Source organism: Streptomyces sp. NPDC058326 (genome assembly GCF_042879855.1).
Classification (GTDB): Bacteria; Actinomycetota; Actinomycetes; order Streptomycetales; family Streptomycetaceae; genus Streptomyces.
The window spans coordinates 24398-44389 of the sequence record NZ_JBHVZO010000022.1 but is presented as its reverse complement, the minus strand read 5'-3'; the positions used below and the strand labels follow the sequence as shown (position 1 = coordinate 44389).

Below are 19992 nucleotides of genomic sequence, written 5' to 3'. Positions count from 1 at the left end.
GTACGAAGTGAAGGTTTTACTGGTTGCCGCAGGTGGAGGCAGGGGAGCCGTCCAGCCAGGGCAGGTCGTGGCCCATCCGGTCCCGCTTGGTGGTCAGGTACCGGAGGTTGTGCTCGCCCGCCGTGACCGGCATCGGCTCGCGGCCCTCGACGTTCAGGCCGTACCGAGTGAGGGCGTCGATCTTGTCGGGGTTGTTGGTCATCAGACGCAGGCTGCGGACGCCGAGGTCGCCGAGGATCTGCGCGCCGGCCGCGTAGTCGCGGGCGTCGGCGGGCAGGCCGAGTTCCAGGTTGGCGTCGAGGGTGTCGCGGCCGCGCTCCTGGAGCTCGTACGCGCGCAGCTTGGACAGCAGGCCGATGCCGCGCCCCTCGTGGCCCCTGAGGTAGACGACGACGCCGCGGCCCTCCTCCTGGATCCGGTCCATGGAGGCCTGGAGCTGGGGGCCGCAGTCGCAGCGCAGGGAGTGGAAGATGTCGCCGGTCAGGCACTCGGAGTGGACGCGGACCAGGACGTCCTCGCCGTCGCCGATCTCGCCGTGGACGAGCGCGACGTGCTCGACGCCGTCGACGGTGGAGCGGTAGCCGAACGCGGTGAAGTCGCCGTGCACGGTGGGCAGCCGCACCTCGGCCTCGCGGCGGACGGTCGGCTCGGCGGAGCGCCGGTAGGCGATCAGGTCCTCGATGGAGATGATCGTCAGGCCGTGCTTGCGGGCGAAGGGGACCAGCTCGGGCAGGCGCAGCATGACGCCGTCCTCGCCCGCGATCTCGACGATCGCGCCGGCGGGGCGGAGTCCGGCGAGGCGGGCGAGGTCGACGGCGGCCTCGGTGTGGCCGTTGCGGACGAGGACACCGCCGGCCTTGGCGCGCAGCGGGAAGATGTGGCCGGGGCGGACGAAGTCGGAGGGCTCGTGGGCGCCGCTCGCCAGCATCCGCAGGGTCGTGGCGCGGTCGGCGGCGGAGATGCCGGTGGTGACGCCGTGTGCGGGGCCCGCGTCGACGGAGACGGTGAAGGCCGTCCGCATCGACTCGGTGTTGTGCTCGACCATCTGCGGGAGCTGGAGGCGCTCCAGTTCGTCGTCCTCCATGGGGGCGCAGATCAGGCCGCGGCACTCGCTCATCATGAAGGCGACGATCTCGGGCGTGGCCTTCTCGGCGGCGATGACGAGGTCGCCCTCGTTCTCACGGTCCTCGTCGTCGACGACGACGACGGGCCGGCCCGCGGCGATGTCACGGATGGCCTGCTCGACGGGGTCGAGGGCGAGGTCGCCGGCGTCCCAGGGGTGAAGCGCGCTCATGCGTGGGCTCCTTCCAGAGCTGCGGAGGGCGTGCGGGTCCGGAGCCACCAGTCGCGCATGCCCCACAGGACGAGCGCGCCGTAGATGACGTAGACGAAGCCGGAGAAGGCGTAGCCGTTGGCGAAGTTCAGCGGGACGCCGACCAGGTCGACGAGCAGCCAGGCGAACCAGAACTCGACCATGCCCCGGGCCTGGGCGTACATGGCGACGATGGTGCCGACGAAGATGTACGCGTCGGGCCAGGGGTCCCAGGACAGGCTGGGGTACGCCTCGAAGAGCAGGGCCACCGCGACGGTGCCCGCGGCGGCCGCGCCGACCATGGCGGCGCGCTCGCGCCAGGAGGCGAAGCGCACGGCGATGTGGCCGTCGGCGCCGCCCTTGCGGCGCTGCCACTGCCACCAGCCGTAGAGCGCGACGAGCATGACGACGACCTGCTTGCCGGCGCTGCCGGTGAGGTGGCCGAAGAAGGCGCCGAAGAGGATGAGGCCGGCGAGGAACTGCACGGGCCAGGTCCAGACGGAGCGCCGCCAGCCGAGGGCCAGGGCTATGAGTCCGGCCGTGTTGCCGACCATGTCGGACCAGATGATGCGCTGGTCGAGGACGGTGAACGCCTCGGAGTTGAGCCAGTTCACTTGACGTTCTCCCGGGCGCTGGGGCCGAGCAGCCGCTCGACGTACTTGGCGATGACGTCCACTTCGAGGTTGACCGGGTCGCCGCTCTTCTTGATGCCGAGCGTGGTCAGGTCGAGGGTGGTGGGGATGAGGCTGATGGTGAACCAGTCGTCGGTGACCTCGACGACGGTGAGGCTGACGCCGTCGACCGTGATCGAGCCCTTCTCGACGACGTACCGGGAGAGGTGGGCGGGCAGGCCGACCTTGACGAGCTCCCAGTGCTCGGAGGGGGTCCGCTCCAGGATCGTGCCGGTGCCGTCCACGTGCCCCTGGACGATGTGACCGCCGAGGCGGCCGCCGACGGCCATGGGCCGTTCCAGGTTGACGCGGGAGCCGACGTCGAGGGCGCCGAGGCTGGACCGCTTGAGGGTCTCCGCCATGACGTCGGCGGTGAACTCGCCGTCGCCGAACTCGACGACCGTGAGACAGACACCGTTGACGGCGATGGAGTCGCCGTGCTGGGCGCCTTCCGTGACCAGGGGGCCGCGCAGTCGGAAGCGGGAGGCGTCCTCCAGCTGCTCGACGGCGACGACCTCGCCCAGTTCTTCGACGATTCCGGTGAACACGGTCAGGCTCCCTTGAGGGTGGCGGTGATGCGGAGGTCGGATCCGATGTGCGCGGTCTCGGTGATGTCGAGCCGCAACGCGTCGGTGATGGTGGTGATTCCTGCGTCGGCGACGGCGGTGGGGCCCGCGCCGAGGAGGACCGGGGCGAGGTAGCCGACGACCTGGTCGACGGCGCCCGCGGCGAGGAAGGCGCCCGCGAGGGTGGGACCGCCTTCGAGGAGGACGGAGCGGACACCGCGCGCGTGGAGGGCGTCCAGGAGGGCGTGTACGTCGATGCCGCCGCCGGCCGCTCTGGGGAGCCGTACGGCCTCGGCGAGGTCCGTCGCGGCGTCCTCGGCGACGGCGATCAGGGTGGGGGCCGCGTCGTCCAGGACCCGGGCGCCGGGCTTCACCGCGGTCGCCTCGGTGTCGACGACGACCCGCAGCGGCTGGACGGCCCCTTCGACGCCGCGGACGGCGAGGTGGGGGTCGTCGGCGCGGGCGGTGCCGGAGCCCACGACGACGGCGTCGGACTCGGCGCGCAGCCGGTGGACGTCGGCGCGGGACTCGGCGCAGGTGATCCAGCGGGAGGTGCCGTCGGCGGCGGCGATCCGGCCGTCGAGGGTGGCGGCGTACTTCCACCGGACGAAGGGGCGGCCGTGGCGTACGGCGGTGAGCCACGCGATGTTGCCGGCCTCGGCCTCGTCGGCGAGAAGGCCGTCGGCGACCTCCACACCGGCGGCGCGCAGGGTGTCCGCGCCGCCTGTGGCCTGCGGGTTCGGGTCACCGACGGCGTACACGACCCGGCTGATCCCGGCCTCGATCAGGGCCTGGGCGCAGGGGCCGGTACGGCCGGTGTGGTTGCAGGGTTCGAGGGTGACGTAGGCGGTGCCGCCGCGGGCGAGGACGCCGGCCTCGCGCAGGGCGTGGACCTCGGCGTGGGGGCCTCCGGCGTGCTGGTGCCAGCCCTCGCCGACCCGGTGTCCCGAGGCGTCGGTGATGACGCAGCCGACGACGGGGTTGGGGCTCGTGGCGCCGAGACCGCGGGCGGCGAGCTCGACGGCGCGTCGCATGGCGGTGGTGTCGGCCTGCTGGGCCACCGGGTCCTCCTGCCTCTTCGGGCACGGACTCCGGGGCCTGTCGATGACGACAGAGAGCGGAAACGACGCCTCGCGCAGGGTGCGCCGAGGCCGGCGTCGCGTGGTACGCCGAGGACGGCGACCAGCGGACGTACGGCCGGCACACCCCTGACAGGGGTCGCCCGCCGCGCACTGCCTCCCATCCGGACTTTCACCGTCGGTCCAGGAATCTCACCTGGTCAACCGGCCGCTGGCTGCGGACGGGTCGCGGACTATACCGCCGGTTCGGAATTACACCGACCCCGGAGTGCGCTGCTGCTGATACAGGGCCAGTCTGCCATGTCCCGCGCGGGTCGATATGGCCGAGATCCTGTGGGCTGGCTCACAGGACCCCTCGACGGCCTCTTTGGTCCAGACCTATTGACGCACTGGTCTAGTCCTCTTAATCTCCGTGTCACCTCCGAGGAACGGCCCGGCGGCGTGCGCACTCCACGGGCCCGGCACGTACCACCCCCTTGTTCGTTGCGTGTTCTTCAACCTCCCCAGGAGGACCGATCGTGCTGTCCCCCACGACCAAGAGAGCCTCGCTGCTCGCTTCTGGCGCGGCCGTCGCCGGACTGCTGCTCAGCTCGCTCTCCGGCGGCGTCTCGTACGCGGCCGACAACGAGACCTGTCGCCCCGACGGGCTCCACAAGACCCCCGGCGTCGATGTCCCGTACTGCTCGGTCTACGACACCGAGGGCCGCGAGAAGATGGGCGCGGACCACCAGCGCCGGGTCATCGGCTACTTCACCGGCTGGCGCACCGGCAAGAACGGCCAGCCCGCCTACCTGGCCAAGGACATCCCGTGGGAGAAGATCACCCACATCAACTACGCCTTCGGCCACATCAACGGGGACAACAAGCTCTCCGTCGGCGCGGACGGTCCGGACAACGCGGCCACCGGGATGACCTGGCCCGGTGTCGCCGGAGCCGAGATGGACCCCGCGTACGCCTACAAGGGCCACTTCAACCTGCTCAACAAGTTCAAGAAGCAGCACCCGGACGTGAAGACGCTGATCTCGGTCGGCGGCTGGGCGGAGACCGGCGGCTACTTCGCGGACAACGGTGACCGGGTGAACTCCGGCGGCTTCTACTCGATGGCCACCAACGCCGACGGTTCGGTCAACCAGGCCGGGATCGACACCTTCGCCACCTCGGCCGTCGACTTCATCCGGAAGTACGGGTTCAACGGAGTCGACATCGACTACGAGTACCCGACCACCATGAAGGACGCCGGAAACCCGCTCGACTGGCAGTTCGCCAACGCGCGCCGCGCCGGGCTCGTCGAGGGCTACGCCGCGCTGATGAAGTCCCTGCGCGAGAAGCTGGACACGGCCGGCGCCGCCGACGGCAAGCACTACCTGCTGACCGTCGCCGCCCCCTCCTCCGGCTACCTGCTGCGCGGCATGGAGACCTTCCAGGTGCAGAAGTACCTGGACTACGTCAACATCATGTCCTACGACCTGCACGGCGCCTGGAACGAGTACGTCGGGCCCAACGCCTCCCTCTTCGACGACGGCAAGGACGGCGAGCTCGCCGCGGCCAACGTCTACGGCTCGGCGCAGTACGGCGGCATCGGGTACCTCAACACCGACTGGGCGTACCACTACTTCCGCGGCTCGATGCCGGCCGGCCGCATCAACATCGGCCTGCCCTACTACACCCGCGGCCACAAGAACGTGCAGGGCGGCACCGACGGCCTCTGGGGCAAGGCCTCCGCGGCCACCTGCCCGGCCGGAGCCGGTCTGACCAAGTGCGGTGACGGCGCCGTCGGCATCGACAACCTGTGGCACGACAAGGACACCAACGGTGCCGAGTCGCCCGCCGGGTCCAACCCGATGTGGCACGCCAAGAACCTCGAGAAGGGGATCGTCGGCGACTACGTCACCCAGTACGGCTTCCCGGCGAACACCACGCTGACCGGCACCTACGCCCGCAAGTACGACTCGACCCTGGTCGCGCCGTGGCTGTGGAACGCGCAGAAGAAGGTCTTCCTCTCCACCGAGGACGAGCAGTCGGTGGCCGCCAAGGCCGACTACGTGGTGAACAAGGGCATCGGCGGCACGATGGTCTGGGAGATGGCCGGCGACTACGCCTGGAACGCCGCCAAGGGCCAGTACGAGATGGGCTCCACGCTCACCTCGCTGATGTACGACAAGTTCAAGGCGGCCACCCCGTACGGCGCGAAGAAGTCGAACAAGGCGCTGCCGACCCAGGCCGTCAAGATCGACGCCCGGTTCACCGAGTTCAAGCTGGGCGACTCGAACTACCCGATCACTCCGAAGATCAAGATCACCAACAACACGGCGACGACGCTGCCGGGCGGCACTGAGTTCCAGTTCGACTACGGGACCTCCGCGCCGGCCAACGCCTCCGACCAGTCGGGCTTCGGCACGAAGGTCATCAGCAGCGACCACACGGGCTCCAACGTGGGCGGCCTGAAGGGCGACTTCCACCGCGTCTCCCTGAAGCTCCCGGCCTGGCAGTCGCTCGCCCCGGGCGCCACGGTCGACCTGGCGTTCAACTACTACCTGCCGGTGTCCACCCCGTCCAACTGGACGGTGAACATCAACGGCACGACGTACGCCCTCGCCGGTGACCTGGCGCGCGGTACGACGGTGGTGGAGCCGGGCTCCACGACGCCGCCGACGACCCCGCCGACCACACCCCCCACCACCCCGCCGACGACTCCCCCGACCACGCCTCCGACGACGCCGCCCACCGGCTGCGGCTCGCTCCCGGCGTACGTGGCCGGCACGATCTACAACGCGGGCAACGAGGTCTCCCACATCGGCCGCAAGTGGCGGGCCCAGTGGTGGACCCAGAACGAGGAGCCGGGCAAGACCGGCGAGTGGGGCGTCTGGAAGGACCTCGGCACCTGCTGACCCACCCCTCTCGAACCCCCGGCGGCGGAATCACGGCCCTTGCCGCCGCCGGGCCCCCGCCGCGCCGCGCCCCCCTGTCCGGGGCGCGGCGCGGAGGCGTTCCCCGGCGGCCGGTCCCGTCCCGTCCGGTCTACGGGAACAGCTCGTCCTGGGCCGCGTCGCGGGCGCGCAGCAGGGCGCCGCGGAGGACGGCCGTGTCGCCGAGGCTGCTGGGCCTGACCTCCGTACGGAGGGGCGAGAGGGCCACGAGTTCGGACTCCACACGCGCGGCGAGTCCCGCGCCGCCCTGGTGACCGGTCTCCCCGCCGAGGACCACACAGCCGGGGTCCAGCACGGAGACGACCGCGGCCGCTCCGACGGCGAGGCGGCGGGCGAGGGCGTCGAGGAAGGGGCCGTGGCCCGAGGCGAGCGCGTCGACAGGGTCGAGCCCGTGGGCGGCGGCGAGGGCCTCGACGGCGGCCGCGCAGGCCAGTTCGTGGAAGCCGCCGTCGCAGCCGGTGGCCGAGGGCAGCCCCGAGGTGCCGGGGACGGGAAGGAAGCCGATCTCACCGGCCCCGCCGGACGCCCCGCGGCGCAGCCGCCCGTCGAGGACGACGGCGGCGCCGACGCCCTGGCCGAGCCAGAGCAGGACGAAGTCCTCCCGGTCGCGGGCCGCGCCCTCGCGGAGTTCGGCGACGGCGGCGAGGTTGGTCTCGTTCTCGACGAGGACACGGGCAGGCAGCCGCTCCTGAAGGACGGCGACGAGCCTCCGGTGCCAGGCGGGCAGCCCCGTGGAGTCGCGCAGCTCCCCGGTGGCCGGGTCGATGAGCCCGGGGGCTCCGACGGCCACGCTGTGCAGCCGGTCGGCACCCGCCTCCTTCACGGTCCGCTCCAGGAGCGTGACCGCCTTCTCGACGGCCGGCCCCGTGCCGGTGTCGTCGCCGACGGGCGCGGACGCCTCGGCGAGGGTGGTGCCGAGCAGGTCGGAGACGGTGACGGAGACGGAGCGGGTGCGGACGTCGAGGGCGGCGAGGTGCGCGCGGTCGGCGACGATCCCGTACAGCTTGGCGTTGGGGCCGCGGCGCTCGGCTCCCGACTCCCCGACGACATGGACGAGCCCGGAGCCCTGGAGCCGTTCGACGAGGTCGGCGACGGTGGGCCGGGAGAGTCCGGTGAGAGCCTTGAGCTGAGTGGCCGTCAGCGGGCCCTCGTCCTGGAGCAGTCGCAGGGCGAGCCGGTCGTTGATGGCTCGTGCGGTGCTCGGGGATGCGGCCATGCGGCGATCCTCTCAGACTCGTGGGGAGCGGCTCTCCCCACCGCGGCCTATTTATCAGGCAGGGTTCCTGATAGTTTACGCGACACACCACGACCACCGGGAGGGGCCCATGGCGGCGGAGACCGTCACCAGCACCGATCGCCTGCGGCGGGCGCGCTTCGCCGTCGCCGCCGTGTTCTGCGTCCATGGCGCCGTCACCGGCAGCTTCGCGACCCGCATCCCCTGGATCCAGGAACACGCGGGCGTCAGCGCCGGACAGCTCGGGCTCGCGCTCGCCTTCCCCGCGCTCGGCGCCTCGCTCGCGATGCCGCTCGCCGGAGCCATCGGCCACCGCTTCGGCGCCCGCACGGCGCTGCGCGGCCTGCTCGCCCTGTGGACGCTCTCGCTGACGCTGCCCTCGATCGCGCCGAACATCTGGGGGCTGTGCGGGGCGCTCTTCGTGTACGGCGCCACGGCGGGCATGTCCGACGTCGCGATGAACGCGCTCGGCGTCGAGACCGAGAACCGACTGGGCAAGTCGATCATGTCGAGCCTGCACGGCATGTGGAGCGTCGGCGCCCTCATCGGCTCCGCCGCCGGCACGGTCGTCGCCCACCTCGGCGGCGACGCCCGGCTCCACCACCTCGTCGCGGCCCTGCTCCTCACCGCGCTCGGCCTGCTCTTCTGCCAGGGCGTCCTCGACGTGCGGAGCACCCCGGACGAGGAGGCCCCGCCCCGGTTCGCGCTGCCGCCCAGGTCCGCCCTGGTCATCGGCGCCATCGGTTTCTGCGCCGTCTTCGCGGAGGGCGCCAGCCTCGACTGGTCGGCCGTCTACCTCCGGGACGCGCTGGGCAGCTCGGCCGGGCTCGCGGCCGCCTCCACCACCGCCTTCGCGCTGACGATGGCCGTGGCGCGGCTCGCCGGCGACCGGGTCGTGGACCGCTTCGGGGCGGTCCGTACCGTACGCGTCGGGGGCGTCGCCGCGACCGTCGGCGGGCTCATGGTGGTGTTCGCCCCGCACGCCGCCGTGGCGATGGCCGGATTCGGCCTCATCGGGCTCGGGATCGCCGTCGTGGTCCCTCTCGCCTTCGCGGCCGCCGGTCGCAGCGGCCCGAACCCCAGCCAGGCCATCGCGGGCGTCGCCACCATCACGTACACCTCGGGTCTGATCGCCCCCTCGGCGATCGGCGGCATCGCCGACGCGACCTCCCTCGTCGTCTCCTTCGGCCTGGTCACCCTGCTCACGCTGGGTCTGGTGGCCGGCGCGGGGGTACTGAGGACGGCCGGCCGGCAGACGGCGTCGACACCGGCGGCGGACGGCGCCCGGGCGAAGGCATCCGGTCCGGTCGGCGGCTGACGTCCCCGGCCGATCGGGGCACGATCCGCCGAGCACGTCCTGACGCCCTCCCCTCGGTCGGGCCACGGGCTCCGGCACGGAGCCCCGCTCGGCGGCCGGCGGTCGGTCGGGCCCCGGCCTCCGGTGCGCGGCTCCGCCCTGCGGTGGCGCATACCATATGGCTGATCTTTTGCGGTCACGACGCGGCCGCCGGAACCGGAGAACGGGAGCGACCTCATGAACCTCGGCGTGCGCTGGAGTCTGCACGGCGACGGGCGGACACCCGCTCCCGGAGCGGTCGTCCGCCCGGACGAACGGCTCTCCTGGCCCCGCACGGTGGGCCTCGGCGCCCAGCACGTGGTGGCCATGTTCGGGGCGTCGTTCGTGGCCCCGGTGCTCATGGGCCTCGACCCGAACCTGGCGATCATGATGTCCGGTGTCGCGACCGCGATCTTCCTCCTCGCGACCCGCGGCACCGTCCCCTCCTACCTGGGCTGCTCGCTCTCCTTCGTCGGTGTCGCCGCCGCCATCCGGGCCTCCGGTGGCAGCAGCGCCACCGTGACGGGCGCGGTCCTGGTCGTGGGAGCGGTGCTCTTCCTCGCGGGTCTCGCGGTCCGGAAGTTCGGGGCGCGGATCATCCACGCGGCGATGCCCCCGGTCGTGACCGGCGCCGTCGTCATGCTGATCGGCTTCAACCTAGCGCCGGTCACCGCGGCGACGTACTGGCCGCAGGACCAGTGGACGGCGCTCCTCGTGATGCTGTTCACCGGTCTCGCCGTGGTCTGTCTGCGGGGCTTCTGGTCCCGGATCGCGATCTTCCTCGGCCTGATCTTCGGCTACGGCATCTCCTGGGTCTTCGACCTGGTCTTCGGCAGGATCCACTCGATGTCCCCGAGCGGCCAGGTCACCGACCACTGGCGGCTCGACCTCTCCGGGGTCTCCACGGCCGACTGGATCGGCCTGCCCTCGTTCCACGGCCCGAGCTTCGAGTGGTCCGCCATCCTGGTCGCGCTGCCCGTCGTCATCGCCCTGATCGCCGAGAACGCCGGACACGTCAAGGCCGTCGGCGAGATGACCGGCAAGCCGCTCGACGACCAGCTCGGCACCGCGATCGCCGCGGACGGCGCCGCCTCGATGCTGTCGACGGCCGTCGGCGGCCCGCCGAACACCACGTACTCCGAGAACATCGGCGTCATGGCCGCCACCCGCGTCTACTCGACCGCCGCCTACTGGGCCGCCGCGGGCTTCGCCCTGCTCTTCGGCCTCTGCCCGAAGTTCGGCGCGGTCGTCGCCGCGATCCCCGGCGGTGTCCTCGGCGGCATCACCGTGATCCTGTACGGCATGATCGGCCTGCTCGGCGCCCAGATCTGGATCAACGCCAAGGTGGATCTGCGCAACCCGCTCAACCTGGTCCCGGCCGCCGCCGGCATCATCATCGGCGTCGGCGGAGTGAAGCTGACCTTCACCGACACCTTCGAGCTCGGCGGCATCGCGCTCGGCACGATCGTCGTGATCACCGGCTACCACGTGCTGCGCGCGTTCGCCCCGGCCCACCTCAAGGAGCAGGAGCCCCTGCTCGACTCCGGGACCAGCTCGTACGAGAGCACGTCCGGCGAGGAACCGCTGTCGAAGAACTGAGTGATTCGCCCGTTCTGGGTAAGCCGGGCCCGGGGTGTTCCCTCCCGGGCCCGGCTCCTGGGACGCTGCCCTCATGGCGCAGACCACGCAGATCGGGCAGTTCACCGCCGTCGACCCGGTGGTCGAGCGGATGCGCACCATCCGTTCGGCCTGGCATCCGACCGACGGTGTCGCCGTCTTCAACCGGGTCTATCTGACGGTCACGGAGGAGATCGGGCACGCCATCGAGTCCGGCACCTTCACCGACCGCCGGGCGGCCGCGACCCTCGACGTGCGCTTCGCCGAGCGCTACCTCTCGGTCGTCGAGTCCGTCGCCACCGGCAGCCCCGCTCCGGCCTGCTGGCGGCCCCTCTTCCACTACCGGCGCCATCCCGGCGTACGCCCGCTGCAGTTCGCGCTGGCCGGGATCAACGCGCACATCGGGCACGACCTCGCGCTCGCCGTCGTCGACACCTGCCGGACGCTCGAGTGCGCGCCGGCGGATCTGGAGGACGAGTTCGACCGCGTCGGTGACATCCTCGTGCTCCTGGAGGAGCGGATCCGCGAGGAGGTGATGCCGGGCCCGGACCTGCTGGAGGTCACGGACCCGCTGACGCATCTGCTGGGCTGCTGGAGCCTGGACCGGGCCCGTGACGGGGCCTGGCTGGCCGCCCGCTCGCTCTGGCAGCTGCGCGAACTGCCCGACCTGGCCGAGGAGTTCAGGGAACGTCTCGACCGGTCGGTGGGCCTGGTGGGGCGGATGCTGCTCACCCCGCTCACCAGGCCCTGAGACCTCTGGAGGTCAGTCCTCCGGCAGCTCGACCGGGGCGATCTCGTCGTACACGTCGCCCGGACCCGGGTTGGTGCCGTCGGTGGCGCCACCGAAGTGGTGCATCACGCCCCAGACGGCGTTGAGCGCCGTCTGCACCGCGCCCTCGGCCCAGCCGGCCGTCCAGGAGATGTCGTCGCCGGCGAGGAAGATGCCCCGCTTGTCCTCGGGCAGCCGGTCCTGCATGAAGTGGGTGAACAGGCGCCGCTGGTAGCGGTAGTGACCGGGCAGGTTCGCCTTGAACGCGCCCATGAAGTAGGGCTCGTTCTCCCAGGAGACCGTCACGGGGTTGCCGATGATGTGCTTCCGGATGTCGACCTTCGGGTAGATCTCCCCGAGCGACTTCAGCATGACCTCCATCCGCTCGTTCGCGGAGAGCGGCAGCCACTTCAGGCTGTCGTCGCACCAGGTGTACGAGAGGCAGATGGTGGCCGGCTTGTCCGGGCCGTCGTCCAGGAGGTACGTGCCGCGGGTCATCCGGTCGGTGAGCGTCATCGACATGACGTCCCGGCCGGTCTCCTCGTCCTTGTCCAGCCAGAACGGCCGGTCGACCGGGACGAAGAGCTTCGACGACTCCATGTAGTGGGTGCGCTCGATCGCCGTCCAGTGGTCGATCGGGAAGAGCGAGTCGTCACAGGCGATCTTGGAGAGCAGCATCCAGGACTGCGCGGTGAAGATCGCCGCCTGGTACGTGCGGATGTCGCCGGAGGCGTCGGTGACGGTGATCCGGTTGCCGGCGGTCCGGTTCAGCCGGGTCACGGCCGGCTTCGGGGCGCCCTCGTGCAGCGAGCTGAGCGAGGTGCCCTGCGCCCAGTGGACGATCTTCTCCGGCTCGCGCTCCCAGAGGCGCAGCGGCAGCTGCTGCGAGCCGCCCACGATGCCGCGGTGGTGGTCGTCGGCCTCGGTGTAGACGACGCGGAGGATCTCCAGGATGGAGTTCGGGAAGTCGGTGTCCCAGCCGCCGGTGCCGAAGCCGACCTGGCCGAAGATCTCCCGGTGCCGGAAGGACTTGAAGGACTCCGACTCGCAGAGGAAGCCGTAGAAGGTCTGGTTGTCGAGCTTCTCGACGAGCTTCGACCAGATCTCACGGATGCGCGGGACGTCCCGCTCGCGCATGGCCTGGTTCATGTCGGAGAAGTCGGCGCCCTCGTCCAGGCAGGCGTTCCACGCGTTCATCACGTCGCGGTAGACCTGCGGGAGGTCGTCGACGGTGGTGGCGTAGTGGGACTCGCCCTTGAGGTCGACGACGGTCGACGGGGTCGACTCGGCCAGCGGGTTCGGGAAGGGCGTGGTCTCCAGGCCGACCAGGTCGATGTAGTGCTGGAGCGCGGTCGACGAGGGCGGGAAGCGCATGGCGCCCATCTCGGCGGTGAGGCCCTCGGTGGCGGTGCCCTCGAAGCCCACGGTCCGCAGCCGGCCGCCGATCTGGTCCGCCTCGTAGACGACGGGCTTGAGGCCCATCTTCATCAGCTCGTACGCGGCGATGATGCCGGAGAGCCCGCCACCGATGACGGCGACCTCGGTGCCGTGCTCGGTCGCCGGTATCTGGCCGAGCCCGGCCGGGTGGGCCAGGAAGTCGTCGTAGGCGTACGGGAAGTCCGGACCGAACATGGTGATCGGCGGCTGGCCGTCGCTGTGCGGAACGGCGGTCGTGGGCACCGTGGACGTCATGGGGTACGGACTCCTTGCACGGAAAAGGTGAGGCAGGTCGGGAAGGCGGGAGGGGGCGGCTCAGACGAGGGAGCCGTAGAGCCCGGGGCGGCGGTCGGCGAGGTACGGGTTGCTCGTCCGCGAGGCCGCCAGGAAGGCGGGGTCGACGTCGCCGACGACGAGGTCCTCGCCGCGGCCGGCGCGGGCCCGGGCGGTGCCGTCGGGGCCCGCGAGCGTGGAGAGGCCGACGAACTCGAAATCGCCCTCGGGGCCGGTCCGGTTGGCGTACGCGATGTAGAGCTGGTTCTCGAAGGCGCGTACGGGCACGACGGACTCGGCGACGATCTCGGCGGGGTGCATGAGCGCGGTCGGTACGAGGAGGAGGTCCGTACCGGCCAGCGCCTGCGCCCGGACGTTCTCGGGGAACTCGACGTCGTAGCAGATCATCAGACCGACGGTGAGGCCGTCGATCTCCGCCTGCGCGACGCTGTCGTCGCCGGGCGTGAACCACTGGGTCTCGAAGCCGCCGTAGAGGTGGGTCTTGCGGTAGTGCGCGAGCACCTCGCCGTCGGCGCCGATGAGCTGGGCGGAGTTGTGCAGGACCCCGTGCCGCTCGGTGTTCCGCTCCGGGTAGCCGTAGCCGACGGCCAGGCCGTGGCGCACGGCGACGGCCGCGACGGCGCGGGCGGAGGGGCCGTCGGCCGGCTCGGCCAGGCGTGCCATGTCGGCGCCGATGGCGTAGCCGGTGAGGAAGAGCTCGGGGGCGAGCAGCAGGCCCGCGCCGGCGGCGGCGGCGCGGCCGGCGGCCTCGTCGAGGATCTTGAGATTGGCGGCCACGTCACCGAGCTCACCGGAGCTCTGGAGCAGGGCGATGCGCAGCGCGGACATGAGTGATCCTCGGGGGGGTCGGAATACAAGGGGAAGACGTCAAAAACGGTACGGTTTCGCGCTCCGTCGGGACAAGACGGCAGCGTTGCGGACCGACCGTCGAACCGTTGCGCGATCGTCCGGAGGGGCAGCGATTCATTGCGTGCGGCTCCTCCCCGGGTACCAGGGCTCCCCCGCCACGCGGCGGAGACGGAACCGTCCTGCGGCGCGACGCCGGGCGGCGGGCACCGCGAAAGAGTGGTGGTCGTCCGGTCGAGCGGCCGGACCAGCCGAAAGGACCGGGGAACCATGAACCGTCGTACGAAGACCGTCGCCGTCACCGCCGCGATTCTGCTCACCTTGGGGGCCGGGGGTGTCGCCATCGCCTCTTCGGACCACGCTCCCGCCCCCGCCGCGGCCCCGGCCGCCCTCTCGGAGGCCGCCGCGCTGACCGGCACGGCCAAGCTGCACCGGCCCGCCGGCGACGACATCACCTTCTCCTTCGACGCGCATCTGGCCGAACAGAACCGGCAGGATCCGAAGAAGGCCACCGGCACCTTCCGCTTCAGCCACTACAAGGGCGACTGGGGCGGGTACGCCGAGGTGAAGGTCGACTGTCTCGCCACGGGCGGGAAGGTGGCCGTCGTCTCCGGTGTCGTCGTGGAGACCGATGTGAAGGAGTTCCGGAAGGCGCGCGTCGGCGTCACGGTCCACGACGACGCCGGCGGCGACCGGCTCGGCTACACCTGGATGACCGCCGACCCGCAGAAGGACAAGGTCCCGCCGTGCCTCAGCGGCGCGCCGTTCGAGAAGGTCGAGAAGGGCACGGGCGACTTCAAGGTCACGCCCTGGGAGTTCGTGTACCCGACCGAATAGACCGCCCCACGGGGGTGGGCGGGCGAAGGGCGGCGCGGGAACCACGGCCCGCGCCGCCCCGACGGCCCGAGCCCCGCAGGGCTGGGGCCTGATCCAAGGAACAGGCCCTACGCGGGCGAGCCCGAGGAGAAGCGCCGCAGCAGCGGGGAGAGCACCAGGACGGACTTGGTCCGCTCCACGAACGGCTCGCCCGCGATCCGCTCGAGGACCCGCTCGAAGTGCCGCATGTCCGAGGCGAAGACCTGGACGACGGCGTCCGCGTCACCGGTGACGGTCGACGCGGACACCACCTCGGGGTACCGCTCCAGGCCTCGCCTGATGTCGTCCGGCGAGGTGTTGTGGCGGCAGTAGATCTCGACGAAGCCCTCGGTCTCCCAGCCGAGCGCCGCCGGGTCCACCCGTACGGTGAAACCGGTGATGGCACCCTCGGCCCGGAGCCGGTCCACGCGCCGCTTCACGGCGGGGGCGGAGAGTCCGACGAGCATGCCGATGTCGGCGTAGCTGCGGCGGGCGTCTTCCGCGAGGGCGTGGACGATGCGTTCGTCGAGGTCGTTGAGTCGCACTACGGGTGGATCACTTCTGTTCGGAAGCCAGTCGGGAGCGGCGCATGCCGTACACGAAGTAGAACACGAGACCGGCGGCCATCCAGCAACCGAAGTACACCCAGGTGATCATGTCGAGCTTGTACATGCTGTACGCGCAGAAGACGAAGCCGAGGATCGGGAAGACCGGGCCGAGCGCCACCTTGAACGAGCGGTCCATGTCCGGGCGGCGGTAGCGGAGCACCACCACGGCGACGTTGACCAGGGCGAACGCGAAGAGCGTGCCGATGCTCGTGGCGTTGACCAGCTCACCGAGCGGGACGGCGGCGGCGAGGAACCCGCAGAAGAGCGAGACGATCACCGTGTTGGCGCGCGGCGTGCCGGTCTTGGCGTGGACCTTGCCGAAGACCTTGGGGACGAGGCCGTCGCGGGACATGGCGAAGAGGATGCGGGTCTGACCGTAGAGGACGGTCAGGACGACGCTGGCGATGGAGATGACGGCGCCGGCGGCGAGCAGGGTGCCCCAGAAGCTCTGGCCGGTGACGTCGTTCATGATCGCGGCGAGTGTCGCGTCGGTGTCCGCGAACTTCTTCCAGTCCCAGGCGCCGACGGCGACGAAGGCGACGAGCACGTACAGCGCGGTGACGATCAGCAGGGAGAGCATGATCGCCCGGGGCAGGTCGCGCTTGGGGTTCTTGGCCTCCTCGCCGGCCGTGGAGGCCGCGTCGAAGCCGATGTACGAGAAGAACAGGATGGCTCCCGCGGCGCCGATGCTGCTCGCCCCGAGGGGCATGAAGTCCGAGAAGTTGCCGGACTTGAAGCCTATGAAGCCGACCGCGCAGAACAGCGCGAGCGAGGCGAACTTGACGAACACCATGATCGTGTTGGCTCGGGCGGACTCGCGGGCGCCGCCGAGCAGGAACAGCATCGCGAGAACCACGACGATCAGGGCCGGCAGGTTGAACACGCCGCCGTCGCCGGGGGGCGCGGTGAGCGCCGTGGGGAGCGTGACGCCGATCGTTCCGTCGAGGAGCTCGTTGAGGTAGTCGCCCCAGCCGACGGCCACGGCCGCGATGGAGACGCCGTACTCCAGGAGCAGACACCAGCCGCAGATCCAGGCGACGACTTCGCCCATCGTTGCGTACGCATACGAGTAGGAGGATCCCGCGACGGGGATGGTGCCGGCCAGCTCGGCGTACGAGAGGGCGGAGAACAGCGCCGTGAGGCCGGCGAAGACGAAGGCGACGGTGACCGCAGGTCCCGCCAGCGGAACCGCCTCGCCGAGCACCACGAAGATGCCCGTGCCGAGCGTGGCGCCGATGCTGATCATGGTCAGCTGCCACATCGAGAGTGAGCGGCGGAGACTGCCGCCCTCACCCTGACCACCCTCTGCGACCAGCTGTTCCACCGGCTTGCGGCGGGTCAGAGCACGAAGAGCGGAGGTCTTGGGGGTGGCCGTGTCGTCGACCGGCGGGGCTACGCCTTGATCCAGCACTGCGGAGGCTCCTTATGACTGCCTGTGGGTACGGAGACGACCGCAGCGGTACGTGGGCATGACGAGTCAGACCCACGGGGGAAGGGGAACCGCCGAGCAGGCGGTCGCCGCCACTCCTGGTACGAGGCACGAGCCTAAACGCCCGAGGTTCGCACTCGTAATGCAGGGTTGTTGCGCAGTGGCGGATGATCATTGCGCGCTTCGGGCGCAGACGGGTAAACATTGCGCTCCCCCGCATGAATCGACACATCGGGGTGTGAACCGGCGCTCCCACGCGCATGGACTCCTCATGGCCGATGACCCACACTTCGCGCTCCCGACCACCTCACCGACGGAGGCCCCGGTGGGCTGGTGCGACCCGGCACCCTTCCTGCGCGGCACGGCCTGGATCGACCACGGCCGGCCGGTGCGGGCCGACCCGGCGGACCTGGAGCGGCTGCCGTGGGACATCGCCGAGCGGGCCGCGCTGCCCATCGGCGTACGGCTCGAGTTCACGGCCGCGCCCGGTACGCGCGCGGTGCGGCTCCGCTACCGGGCGGCCGTACCGGAGCCGGACGACCCCCTCGGCGGCCTGCGCCACTGCTTCGCCGTCTGGAGCGGGACGCGGCTCGTCGGCGAGACCTGCGCCGCCCCGGCCGCCGAGGCCACCGTCACGCTCCCGCTGCCCCCGGGCGGCGGTGTCTTCACCGTCCACCTCCCGGAGGGCCAGGCACCCCTGCCGCTCGCCCTGCGGGCCGTCGGCGGCGCCCTCTCCCCCGCTCCCGTCCGGCCCCGCTGGCTGGTCCACGGCGACTCCATCACCGAGGGCTGGTGGTCGACCCGCCCGGCCCTCTCCTGGCCCGCGACGGCGGGACGGCTGCTGGGGCTCGACCCGGTGAACCTCGGGTACGCGGGCGGGGCGCGGGGCGAGTTGCCCCTGGCCGAGCACCTGGCGCGGCTCCCGGGCGAGTTGATCACGCTCGCGTTCGGCACCAACTGCTGGTCACGGGTGCCCGCGACCACCGACTGGCTGTACGCCACCGTCCGGGCCTTCGTCGCCCTGGTGCGCCGGGGGCATCCGGAAACCCCGCTGCTGATCGTCTCGCCCGTGCTGCGCCCGGAGGCGGAGCACACCCGCAACGCCCTCGGAGCGACCCTCACGGAGCTGCGCGGGGCGATGGAGCGGGCGGGCCGGGATCTGGCGGCGGAGGGCGACAGGCGCCTCCTGGTCCTCCCGGGACGGCCGCTGCTCGGCCCGGAGCACCTGGCGGACGGACTGCACCCGGACGACCGGGGACACGCCCGGATCGCGGCGGCGGTGGCGGAGGCCCTCCGGCCGTACGTCCCGGCCGGCCTGCCCACGGCACCGGGGCCTTTCCCGGCCGGCCCTCCCACGGCACCGGGCCGCTGACGAGGAGGGCATCCGCACGGCGACCTACGGAAACGCCGTGGGCCCCCGGGGAACGAACTCCCGGGGGCCCACGGCTCTCTCAGCGTGCGCGGACTGAGGGCGTGCCTAGCTCCAGCTGGCGTGCAGCGGCTTGCCCTCGGCGTAGCCGGCGGCGGACTGGATGCCGACCACGGACTTCTCCTCGAACTCGGCGAGCGAGCCGGCACCGGCGTAGGTGCAGGAGGAGCGGACGCCCGCGATGATCGAGTCGATCAGGTCCTCGACGCCCGGACGGGCCGGGTCGAGGAACATGCGCGAGGTGGAGATGCCCTCCTCGAACAGCGCCTTGCGGGCGCGGTCGTAGGCGGACTCGTCGGAGGTGCGGTTCCTGACCGCGCGGGCCGAGGCCATGCCGAAGGACTCCTTGTACGCACGCCCCTTGGCGTCGTGCTGGAGGTCGCCCGGGGACTCGTACGTACCGGCGAACCACGAGCCGATCATCACGTTGGAGGCACCGGCGGCGAGCGCCATGGCGACATCGCGCGGGTGCCGGACGCCACCGTCGGCCCAGACGTGCTTGCCGTACTTCTTCGCCTCGGCGGCGCACTCCAGGACGGCCGAGAACTGCGGGCGGCCGACGCCGGTCATCATGCGGGTGGTGCACATGGCGCCGGGGCCGACGCCGACCTTGATGATGTCGGCGCCCGCCTCGATGAGGTCCTTGACGCCCTCGGCGGCGACGATGTTGCCCGCGACGATCGGGACCTGCGGGTCGAGCGCCCGCACGGTCCGGATGGCGGAGATCATCGACTCCTGGTGGCCGTGGGCGGTGTCGATGACGAGCGTGTCGACGCCCGCGTCGAGCAGTTGCTTGGCCTTGCCCGCCACGTCGCCGTTGATGCCGACGGCGGCGGCGATGCGCAGCTGACCGTTCTTGTCGACGGCGGGGCTGTACAGCGTCGCGCGCAGCGCGCCCTTGCGGGTGAGGATGCCGACCAGCTTGCCGTCGGCGTCCACGGCCGGGGCATAGCGGCGGTTGGCGGCGTCGAGGGTGTTGAACGCCTCGCGCGGGTCGATGTCGGCGTCCAGGAGCAGCAGGTCCTTGGACATGACCTCGGAGAGCTGGGTGAAGCGGTCCACTCCGGAGAGGTCGGCGTCGGTGACGACGCCCACCGGGCGGCGGTTCTCGTCGACGACGACACCGGCGTCGTGGGCGCGCTTCGGCAGCAGCGAGAGCGCGTCGGCGACGGTCTGGTGCGGCTCGAGGACGATCGGGGTGTCGAGCACGTGGTGACGGCTCTTGACCCAGGCGATGACGTCGGTGACGACCTCGATCGGGATGTCCTGCGGGATGACGACCAGGCCGCCACGGCGGGCGACGGTCTCGGCCATCCGGCGGCCGGCGATCGCGGTCATGTTGGCCACGACGAGCGGGATGGTCGTCCCGGATCCGTCCGGCGAGGAGAGGTCCACCGCCTGGCGGGAACCGACGGCCGAGCGGCTCGGCACCATGAACACATCGTCGTACGTCAGGTCGTAGGGCGGCTTGACGTCATTGAGGAAACGCACGTGCTGACATCCCAGTCGTTCGGATCGGCCCCTAGGCATTTCAGCCAGGGGAAAAAGCACGTAGTTCATTGTCCCACGCCGGTGTGAATTCC

16 protein-coding genes and 1 riboswitch are annotated in these 19992 nt (G+C 71.3%); of the genes, 6 read left to right on the top strand and 10 right to left on the bottom strand.

Features of this window, described 5'->3' with window-relative positions; genetic code table 11:
* Positions 1-16: 16 nt before the first annotated feature.
* From ACFVYX_RS30795 to ribD, 4 genes are read right to left on the bottom strand one after another with little or no spacing between them, the layout of a single operon-like run.
* On the bottom strand, positions 17-1294 hold the full coding sequence (locus ACFVYX_RS30795) for a bifunctional 3,4-dihydroxy-2-butanone-4-phosphate synthase/GTP cyclohydrolase II (protein WP_389684757.1): 1278 nt from the start codon (positions 1292-1294) through the stop codon (positions 17-19).
* The gene (locus ACFVYX_RS30790; RefSeq protein WP_389684756.1) at positions 1291-1926 is read right to left on the bottom strand and encodes a nicotinamide riboside transporter PnuC; all 636 of its coding nucleotides are present in this window, start codon (positions 1924-1926) and stop codon (positions 1291-1293) included. The genes ACFVYX_RS30795 and ACFVYX_RS30790 overlap by 4 nt, the downstream gene beginning before the upstream one ends.
* Positions 1923-2531 (bottom strand): riboflavin synthase, encoded by a 609-nt coding sequence (locus ACFVYX_RS30785; protein WP_389684755.1) that lies wholly within the window; start codon positions 2529-2531, stop codon positions 1923-1925. The genes ACFVYX_RS30790 and ACFVYX_RS30785 overlap by 4 nt, the downstream gene beginning before the upstream one ends.
* Positions 2532-2533: 2 nt before the next feature.
* Entirely contained in the window at positions 2534-3610 is a 1077-nt protein-coding gene (gene ribD / locus ACFVYX_RS30780) for a bifunctional diaminohydroxyphosphoribosylaminopyrimidine deaminase/5-amino-6-(5-phosphoribosylamino)uracil reductase RibD (RefSeq protein ID WP_389684754.1), read from the bottom strand.
* Between the two features lie 164 nt (positions 3611-3774).
* Positions 3775-3904, bottom strand: a riboswitch (FMN riboswitch).
* A gap of 242 nt (positions 3905-4146) precedes the next feature.
* On the opposite strand from ribD, the gene ACFVYX_RS30775 reads away from it, so the two are divergent.
* Positions 4147-6516 (top strand): chitinase C-terminal domain-containing protein, encoded by a 2370-nt coding sequence (locus tag ACFVYX_RS30775; RefSeq protein ID WP_389684753.1) that lies wholly within the window; start codon positions 4147-4149, stop codon positions 6514-6516.
* 130 nt (positions 6517-6646) lie between these two features.
* Here ACFVYX_RS30775 and ACFVYX_RS30770 read toward each other — a convergent pair whose 3' ends face one another.
* The gene (locus ACFVYX_RS30770) at positions 6647-7771 is read right to left on the bottom strand and encodes an ROK family transcriptional regulator (RefSeq protein ID WP_389684752.1); all 1125 of its coding nucleotides are present in this window, start codon (positions 7769-7771) and stop codon (positions 6647-6649) included.
* A gap of 109 nt (positions 7772-7880) precedes the next feature.
* Here ACFVYX_RS30770 and ACFVYX_RS30765 point away from each other — a divergent pair, with 109 nt between their 5' ends.
* The 3 genes from ACFVYX_RS30765 to ACFVYX_RS30755 all read left to right on the top strand — a co-directional run bounded on the left by ACFVYX_RS30765 (position 7881) and on the right by ACFVYX_RS30755 (position 11493).
* Positions 7881-9107 (top strand): MFS transporter, encoded by a 1227-nt coding sequence (locus ACFVYX_RS30765; RefSeq protein ID WP_389684751.1) that lies wholly within the window; start codon positions 7881-7883, stop codon positions 9105-9107.
* A 216-nt stretch (positions 9108-9323) separates the two neighbouring features.
* Entirely contained in the window at positions 9324-10724 is a 1401-nt protein-coding gene (locus ACFVYX_RS30760) for a uracil-xanthine permease family protein (RefSeq protein ID WP_389684750.1), read from the top strand.
* Between the two features lie 73 nt (positions 10725-10797).
* Complete coding sequence (locus tag ACFVYX_RS30755; protein WP_389684749.1) at positions 10798-11493, top strand: DUF5995 family protein; 696 nt, start codon at positions 10798-10800, stop codon at positions 11491-11493.
* A gap of 12 nt (positions 11494-11505) precedes the next feature.
* Here ACFVYX_RS30755 and ACFVYX_RS30750 read toward each other — a convergent pair whose 3' ends face one another.
* Both ACFVYX_RS30750 and ACFVYX_RS30745 read right to left on the bottom strand, forming a co-directional pair.
* The gene (locus tag ACFVYX_RS30750) at positions 11506-13203 is read right to left on the bottom strand and encodes a flavin monoamine oxidase family protein (RefSeq protein WP_389684748.1); all 1698 of its coding nucleotides are present in this window, start codon (positions 13201-13203) and stop codon (positions 11506-11508) included.
* 60 nt (positions 13204-13263) lie between these two features.
* Entirely contained in the window at positions 13264-14070 is an 807-nt protein-coding gene (locus tag ACFVYX_RS30745) for a carbon-nitrogen hydrolase family protein (RefSeq protein WP_389684747.1), read from the bottom strand.
* Positions 14071-14358: 288 nt separating this feature from the next.
* Between ACFVYX_RS30745 and ACFVYX_RS30740 the strand changes: the two genes are divergently transcribed.
* Positions 14359-14925, top strand: a complete 567-nt coding sequence (locus ACFVYX_RS30740) for a Repetin (protein WP_389684746.1) — start codon at positions 14359-14361, stop codon at positions 14923-14925.
* 107 nt (positions 14926-15032) lie between these two features.
* Here the strand turns inward: ACFVYX_RS30740 and ACFVYX_RS30735 are convergent, their stop codons facing one another.
* Together ACFVYX_RS30735 and ACFVYX_RS30730 are read right to left on the bottom strand one after the other, a co-directional pair.
* Positions 15033-15488 (bottom strand): Lrp/AsnC family transcriptional regulator, encoded by a 456-nt coding sequence (locus ACFVYX_RS30735; RefSeq protein WP_389684745.1) that lies wholly within the window; start codon positions 15486-15488, stop codon positions 15033-15035.
* Positions 15489-15498: 10 nt separating this feature from the next.
* The gene (locus ACFVYX_RS30730) at positions 15499-16962 is read right to left on the bottom strand and encodes an amino acid permease (protein ID WP_389684744.1); all 1464 of its coding nucleotides are present in this window, start codon (positions 16960-16962) and stop codon (positions 15499-15501) included.
* A gap of 289 nt (positions 16963-17251) precedes the next feature.
* On the opposite strand from ACFVYX_RS30730, the gene ACFVYX_RS30725 reads away from it, so the two are divergent.
* A complete protein-coding gene (locus tag ACFVYX_RS30725; protein ID WP_389684743.1) occupies positions 17252-18352 on the top strand; it encodes a GDSL-type esterase/lipase family protein in 1101 nt (366 codons plus the stop codon).
* A 105-nt stretch (positions 18353-18457) separates the two neighbouring features.
* Here ACFVYX_RS30725 and ACFVYX_RS30720 read toward each other — a convergent pair whose 3' ends face one another.
* Positions 18458-19900, bottom strand: coding sequence for a GuaB1 family IMP dehydrogenase-related protein (locus tag ACFVYX_RS30720; protein ID WP_389684742.1), 1443 nt, complete (start codon positions 19898-19900; stop codon positions 18458-18460).
* Positions 19901-19992: the final 92 nt, after the last annotated feature.

What these genes read in the sequence shown, in the direction of transcription:
- ACFVYX_RS30740 (WP_389684746.1), top strand. Translation starts at nt 14,359, where the DNA reads ATGAACCGTCGTACGAAGACCGTCGCCGTCACCGCCGCGATTCTGCTC.
- ACFVYX_RS30750 (WP_389684748.1), bottom strand. Translation starts at nt 13,203, where the DNA reads ATGACGTCCACGGTGCCCACGACCGCCGTTCCGCACAGCGACGGCCAG.
- ACFVYX_RS30795 (WP_389684757.1), bottom strand. Translation starts at nt 1,294, where the DNA reads ATGAGCGCGCTTCACCCCTGGGACGCCGGCGACCTCGCCCTCGACCCC.
- ACFVYX_RS30725 (WP_389684743.1), top strand. Translation starts at nt 17,252, where the DNA reads ATGGCCGATGACCCACACTTCGCGCTCCCGACCACCTCACCGACGGAG.
- ACFVYX_RS30745 (WP_389684747.1), bottom strand. Translation starts at nt 14,070, where the DNA reads ATGTCCGCGCTGCGCATCGCCCTGCTCCAGAGCTCCGGTGAGCTCGGT.
- ACFVYX_RS30760 (WP_389684750.1), top strand. Translation starts at nt 9,324, where the DNA reads ATGAACCTCGGCGTGCGCTGGAGTCTGCACGGCGACGGGCGGACACCC.
- ACFVYX_RS30755 (WP_389684749.1), top strand. Translation starts at nt 10,798, where the DNA reads ATGGCGCAGACCACGCAGATCGGGCAGTTCACCGCCGTCGACCCGGTG.
- ACFVYX_RS30770 (WP_389684752.1), bottom strand. Translation starts at nt 7,771, where the DNA reads ATGGCCGCATCCCCGAGCACCGCACGAGCCATCAACGACCGGCTCGCC.
- ACFVYX_RS30765 (WP_389684751.1), top strand. Translation starts at nt 7,881, where the DNA reads ATGGCGGCGGAGACCGTCACCAGCACCGATCGCCTGCGGCGGGCGCGC.